The organism is Angustibacter aerolatus, from assembly GCF_054776675.1.
In genome coordinates, this window is record NZ_BAAHBM010000133.1 from 1 (window position 1) to 6,332 (window position 6,332).

The 6,332-nt window shown below is 76.2% G+C and carries 7 protein-coding genes; 2 read left to right on the forward strand and 5 right to left on the reverse strand.

Going from position 1 to position 6,332, the window contains the following annotated elements:
* Positions 1-659: hypothetical protein (locus tag ACYVI6_RS17760; RefSeq protein ID WP_460447639.1), on the forward strand; the 659-nt coding region annotated here is incomplete at its 5' end.
* Between the two features lie 21 nt (positions 660-680).
* Here the strand turns inward: ACYVI6_RS17760 and ACYVI6_RS17765 are convergent.
* Positions 681-1,196 (reverse strand): bacterial proteasome activator family protein, encoded by a 516-nt coding sequence (locus ACYVI6_RS17765; RefSeq protein WP_460447640.1) that lies wholly within the window; start codon positions 1,194-1,196, stop codon positions 681-683.
* Between the two features lie 76 nt (positions 1,197-1,272).
* On the opposite strand from ACYVI6_RS17765, the gene ACYVI6_RS17770 reads away from it, so the two are divergent.
* The gene (locus ACYVI6_RS17770) at positions 1,273-1,647 is read left to right on the forward strand and encodes a PAS domain S-box protein (protein WP_460447641.1); all 375 of its coding nucleotides are present in this window, start codon (positions 1,273-1,275) and stop codon (positions 1,645-1,647) included.
* Positions 1,648-1,657: 10 nt separating this feature from the next.
* Here the strand turns inward: ACYVI6_RS17770 and ACYVI6_RS17775 are convergent, their stop codons facing one another.
* The 4 genes from ACYVI6_RS17775 to ACYVI6_RS17790 all read right to left on the reverse strand — a co-directional run.
* Positions 1,658-2,335 (reverse strand): ATP-binding protein, encoded by a 678-nt coding sequence (locus ACYVI6_RS17775; protein WP_460447642.1) that lies wholly within the window; start codon positions 2,333-2,335, stop codon positions 1,658-1,660.
* 89 nt (positions 2,336-2,424) lie between these two features.
* Positions 2,425-4,602 (reverse strand): PAS domain S-box protein, encoded by a 2,178-nt coding sequence (locus ACYVI6_RS17780; protein WP_460447643.1) that lies wholly within the window; start codon positions 4,600-4,602, stop codon positions 2,425-2,427.
* Complete coding sequence (locus ACYVI6_RS17785; RefSeq protein ID WP_460447644.1) at positions 4,599-4,802, reverse strand: hypothetical protein; 204 nt, start codon at positions 4,800-4,802, stop codon at positions 4,599-4,601. Before ACYVI6_RS17785 ends, ACYVI6_RS17780 begins: the two co-directional genes overlap by 4 nt.
* 1 nt (position 4,803) lies before the next feature.
* The coding region (locus ACYVI6_RS17790; protein WP_460447645.1) for an FtsX-like permease family protein at positions 4,804-6,332 on the reverse strand (1,529 nt) is incomplete at its 5' end.

Consider the following 6,332-nt stretch of genomic DNA (forward strand, 5'->3'; position numbering starts at 1 on the left):
GGCCGGTCGCGGAGGTGCCCGTGGTGCGCAGCCACGACGGGGCCGGGCTGCAGGCCGAGGCGCCGCGGGTGCAACGGGGTCCCAGCCCGGTCGAGGCCGGCGCGCCGCGTCCCGGCGTCGACCTGGCGCGCGCCCACCTGCCACCCCACTCGGCGCCGCGCGGCGAGGCCCGCGCGGCGGACGACGCGGCACCGCGCCGTTCGACGTACCAGCCGCTGAGCGGTCGCGAGGCCGTGTACGAGGGCATGAAGGAGGCGGTGGGCACCGGCTTCGCCAACGCCGTCATCTACCCGACGACCGTCGCGGTGCACCACGACCAGTTCGACCTGCAGAACTACGCGATCGCCGTCGGGCTGGGCACGGTGATGGCCGGCACGCGGCAGGGGCTCTACCAGTGGGCGCCGTTCGGGCAGGCCACCGCGCACACCCCGGCGCGCCCCGGCACCGACCCGACCCGCACCTGGAAGGCGCCGCACGGCGCGTCCGCCGGGCAGCGCTGGGTCGCCGAGACGCCGATGCTCTACGCGTACCTGAGCGGCTACTTCGTGCTGCGCGACCACCTGACGAACGTGCTGCAGGGCGGTCAGACGCCCACTCAGCTCACGCCCGCCACGCCGCCCGAGGAGCCGGACCCGCCCGTCGACCCGTCGGACGGCTGAGGGCGCGCTCGACCGCTGGGGTCAGAGGTACTGGCCGGTGCCCTGGCCGGACGTCGTCGGCATCCCGCCCGGCGCCTGACCCGGCCCGGACGGCTGGGCACCCGGGGGCAGCGCGCGCATCTGCTCCAGCTGCTGGCGGGCGGCCATCTGCTGTGCGACCAGCGCGGTCTGGATGCCGTGGAACAGGCCCTCGAGCCACCCGACGAGCTGGGCCTGGGCGATGCGCAGCTCGGCGTCCGACGGGGTCTGCTCGCCGAACGGCAGCGCGATGCGACGCAGCTCGTCGACCAGCTCGGGCGCCAGACCCTGCTCGAGCTCGTGCAGCGAGCGCTCGTGGATGCCGGCGAGCCGGGCGCGGCCGGCCTCGTCGAGCGGCGCGCTGCGCACCTCCTCGAGCAGCTGCTTGACCATGCTGCCGATCCGCATCACCTTCGCCGGCTGCTCGACGAGGTCGGCCGGGTTGGTCACCTCGGCTTCACCCGACGGGTCGTGCGAGACGCCCATACTGCTGGCCCGCGCCGCGCTGCCGGAGGTCACCTCGCTGCGTGCGTGGGTCTGCGCGGAGGCGATCGGGCAGGCCCTCGGTGGCCGCGACCACCCCTACCTGCCCTACGTGCCGTCGCGCGAGCGCCCGGTCGAGCTGCCGCGCTGGGACGCCTCCGACGTCGAGGCCGCCACGGACGCCCGGCTGGCCGTGGACGACGACGGTCGGCTGCTGGCGGCCAGCCCAGCGGCCGTGACCCTGCTCGGACCGCAGCCCACCGGGCGCGCGCTCGCCGAGCTGCTGCCCCCGCAGCTGCGCGAGACGCTCGTGGCCGGGCTCACCCGCTACCGGACGACCGGCGTCGGCTGGCCGGACGGTCAGGTGCTGACGCTGCAGCTGCTCGACGCGGAGGGCCGCGAGCGCCGGGTGTCGGTCGGCGTCGATCGGCACCAGGCGGGTGGTGGGCGCACCGTCTTCGTCGCGGTCGTCACGCCGGTCGACTGACCCGCGGGGCTCAGGTCGCGGGCGCCGTCGGCGGGCACGGGGCAGGCAGCACGCGGGTCAGCGTGCCGGGCACCACCCGGCCGCCGTCGTACGTCACGCGCACGCACTCCCCCGTCCGCAGCGCCCGCGTGCGCAGGTGGTCGGCGTGGTAGGCGTCCAGGCACACCTGACCGGTGCCGGGGAGCGCGAGGCAGGTGGGCACCCCGGCTCGGGTGACCGTGCCGGGCCGCGTCGTGAGCTGCTGCGTGCCGGCGGTGACGGCGGTCATCACGACCAGCAGCACGGCGGCCAGCACCAGCGACACGAGCACGACGCGCACCGGGCGCCACGGCGCGGCGGCCACCTTGCCGTCGGGCAGCTCGATCACCCCGTGGGCGTGGCTCAAGAGGGCGAGCATGCGCATGCCGCGACCGGTCGTCGCCATCCGGCCGAAGCGCTGGGTGGTCGGCAGCTCGAGGCTGTAGTCGCGCACCTCGACGCGCACCGCGCCGGGCATCGCCCGCACCGACAGCTCACCGGCCGTGCCGGCGTGCAGCACGACGTTCGTCACGACCTCGCTGGTGGCCAGCACGGCGTCGTCGACCCACTCCGGACGCCCTGCACCGACGAGCACCTCGGTCACGACCCGGCGGGCAGTGCGCACGCTTCGCGGGTCGCCGTCGAGGCGCACCTGTCGTTCCGAAGCCATGCGCGGACCCTTTCACGCACGTCGGGGGGCGCAGCCGTGGCGTCCCGGCGCAGATCGTGCCACGTCGGACGCCCGCTGCGAAGGTCAGATCACGAGGCCTGTGGACGGGGCGGGTCGGCGGCGAGGTGGCTCACCCGGTAGTGGTTGCCGCCGGTGCCCTTGGCGACGTACATGTTCGTGTCGGCGGCCCGCAGCAGGTCGGCCGCGGGCACCGGGGTGTCGGCGACGGCGACGCCGATGCTGACGCCGATGGTCGCCACGCCGCCGGGCAGGTCGTACTCGCCGGGCACGGACGCCAGCAGCCGGCGCGCCAGCACCTCGGCGTCCTCGGGCCGGGTCAGGCCGTCGCAGACCACCACGAACTCGTCGCCGCCGTAGCGCGCCGGGGTGTCGGTGCTGCGCACGGCGAGCCGCAGCCGCTCGGCCACCGCCACGAGCAGGCGGTCGCCGGCCTGGTGGCCGAACGTGTCGTTGACCCCCTTGAAGCCGTCGAGGTCGCAGAACAGCAGGCCGGTGAACCCGCCGCGGCGCACCTGCCGGTCGAGGGCCCGCTCGAGCTCGCGCTGCGCGAGCGTGCGGTTCGCCAGCCCGGTCACGGGGTCGGTGAGCGCCTGCTCGCTGGTCGCCTCGAACTGCCACGCGTTCGCCAGCGCGGCGCCGAAGGGGGCGGCCAGCAGCTGCAGGGTGGCCAGGTCGTCCTCCGAGAACCGGCCGGGCCGCACCGAGATGACCTTCAGCACGCCCAGCACCTCGCCCCGGCGACGCAGCGGCACCACGAGCACCGACCGGGCCGGGACGGTCGCCAGCCAGTGCTGGTCGACGCGCGGGTCGACCGTCGCGTCGTCGACGCGCAGCGCGTGGCCCCGCGTGACGGCCAGACCCGACAGGCTGTGCGCCACGGGGACGGCGAGCTCGAGCAGCGGCCTGGCCACGCCGCTGGCCGCCCGGCACACGACCGCGTCGCCCTGCACCACCTCGACGCAGGCGGCGTCGGCCGACGTCAGGGCGTGGGCGTGCCGGCAGATCTCCTGCATGACCTTGTGCGGCGACATCTCGACGTCGGCGATGGCCAGCTGGGCGGCCACGATCGCGGCCTGCCGCTCGGCCCCGGCCCGGGCCTGCGCCGCGGCCCGCACCTGGTCGCCGATGTCGCGCAGGAAGGCGAACAGCTCGTCGTGGTCCTCGCCGGCTCGCCAGACGGTGAGCTCGACCGGCAGCCGCGTGCCGTCGCGGTGCATCGCCGTCAGCTCGGACCGGGGCCGTGCCAGCGCCCTCGACGGGTCGTCCATCACAGCCCGGATGCGCTCGCGGAAGACGCCGCGGCGCTCGGGCGTCACGATCACGTCGGCCACCGGGTGGCCGAGCACCTCGGCGCGCCGCCAGCCGAGCAGCTGCTCGGCGGCCTCGTTCCACTCGGACACGAAGCCGTGCCGGTCGACCGCCACGAAGGGGTCGCGCGCGCTGGCCACGATGGAGGCGAGCCGCTCGCTGGCCGCACGCTCCTGCCCGATGTCGCGGATCTGCGCCACGTAGTGCAGCGGCTCGTCGGTCACGGCGTGGTTCACGACGCCGACGGTGAGCTGGGTGCTCACGACCCGGCCGTCGGCACGCAGGTACCGCTTGTCGAGCGTGTAGTGCTCGATGTCACCGATCGCCAGCTGGGCGAGCAGGGTCAGGTCGGCCTCGAGGTCGTCCGGGTGGGTGAGGCTCTGGAACGTCATGGACAGCAGCTCGGGCTCGCTGTAGCCGAGCATGCGGCACAGCGCCTGGTTGCAGTTCATGAAGCTGCCGTCGAGCGCGATGATCGCGATGCCCGAGGGTGCGCCGTCGAGCGTCAGCCGCCAGCGCTCCTCCGCCTCGCCCAGCGCCAGTGCGGTCTCGCGCTCGGACGTGACGTCGCGGTGGATCCCGACGGTGCCGATCAACCGACCGCCCGCCGAGCGCACCCCGACGGCGGTGAGCACGATCGTGCGGCGCGAGCCGTCGGCGTCGATCAACCGGAGGTCGCTGCACCACTCCGCGCCGGTCTCGAGGTGCGCGCGCACGGTGGCGAAGGCCGGGGCGCTGCTCCCCGGCGTGCTGTCGCCGGGGAACCGGCCGAGCATCTCGGCGAGCGGCAGGCCGAACATCCGCTCCGCGGCCGGGTTGGCGTCGACGACCAGGCCGTCGACGTCGGTGACGACGACCGCGTCGCCGAGCGCGCGGAAGACGTCCGCGTGCCGGCGCAGGTCGGCGTCGGCCGGCCCGGTGGCGGTTCGCTCGGTCACACCCGGGGACATCGGTCCGAGCCCCCGGCGCCTTGAGCCGGGTGCACGGTGGCGGCGTGGCCGGCCCCCAGCCGCTGCTCGAGCCGCTGCTGCCGGCGCAGCGCCAGCACCTGCTGCCGCTGCAGCAGCTGCATCCGGCGACGGCGCCGCGCCAGGCTCCCGGCGGGCGCCACCACGGGCGCGAGACCGCGGGCGGTCACCTCACTGCCCCAGACGTCGGGTCAGCGGCAGTCGCGACCGCACGCCCGCCCCGGCCGCCAGCGCGGCCACGAGCGGTACCGCGACGACGATCCCGAGCAGCAGCAGCCACGGCACCGAGATGGTCGGCGAGCCCCAGACCGACTCGCCGGTGCGCGCGTCGTAGGACTGCGCGGTGAGCGGCCAGGCCATCGCCAACCCGGGCACCGCGCCGACCAGCACACCCGCCAGCGCGCCGAGCACGGCGATGACCAGCGCCTGCGCGGAGGCCATCACCCGCCGGGTGCGCGGCCGGGCGCCGATGGCCGCCAGGGTGGCCAGGTCGGGCCGCGACTCGGCGAGCGCCAGCCCGGTGGCGCTCAATGTGCCGACCAGCACCGCGATGGCCGCGGCCAGGGCCAGACCCAGCAGCGTCAGCCCGAAGTGCTCGTCGAAGCCGCGCTCGGTGTAGACCTCGGCGTCCTCGTCGACCCCGCGCACGACCTCCTCCACGCGGCTCTGCACGTCGCGCGAGATCACCGCACCGGGGGCGAGCACCCCGCTGGCCCGGTAGGTGTCGAGGCCGAGGCGCTGCGCCGTCGCGGGCGTCGTCACGACGTCCGGCACGTCGGCGCCGCCGTTCCTGGCGCGGACGTCGAGCGCGGCGGCCGGCACCGTGCGCGCCCGGCTGCTCGCGACGGCCGTGCCGTCCTGGGTGGGTGTGTAGACGACGAGCCGGGCCCGTCCGTCGTGCACCAGGCCGGCGGAGGGCAGCAGCACGCCGCCGGCGTCGAGCACCGCCTGCTGCGCGGCGGTCAGTCGGTAGCCGAGCGCGGCGAGGGCGGGGGCGTCGAGCACCCGCCCGGAGTCGCCGCTGTACGACGACGGGGCCTCCGCGCCGCCGAACTGCCAGCTGAGGCAGCGGTCGTCGCCGCCGTCCTCGCTGCCGTCGAGGTCGGGTAGCGCGGGGCAGCCCGGCGGGGCGACGTAGACGGCGGTGGCCTGCGGCTGCACCGCCGCGTTCGACGGCGCGATCCCGACGGCACCGACGGGCAGCAGGTCGCGCCCGGTGCCGCTGCGCACCGCCCGGTCGACCGACGTCCAGCCCGCGGCGTCGAAGTCGCCGCTCACCGTGGTGACGCCGGCGGGCGTGCGCGGCACGTACTCGGACCGGCTCTGCGCGAAGTCGGACGCCGAGGCGATCGCCAGCGTGGTGATGCCGGCGACCGCCGCCATGACCGCGGCGACGGCGGGCGTCGTGCGGCTGCGCTGTCGGGAGGAGTCGCGAGCGGCCAGCCGCAGGGGGAGCGGCAGCCGCGCGCCCAGCCGACCGACCAGGCCGATGGCGGCCGGCACCACCGCGATGGCCCCCAGCACCATCACGAGCGTGCCGACCACCACGACCAGCTCGCCACCGGGCCGGGTGCCCAGCAGCAGCGCGGTGGCCGCGCCGCCGACCACCAGCACGCCGCCGATCACGGGCAGCCCGCGCCGCGAGCGCAGCTGGCCGCGGCGCCCGGCGAGCACCGCGACGACGACGAGCCGGGCCGCGG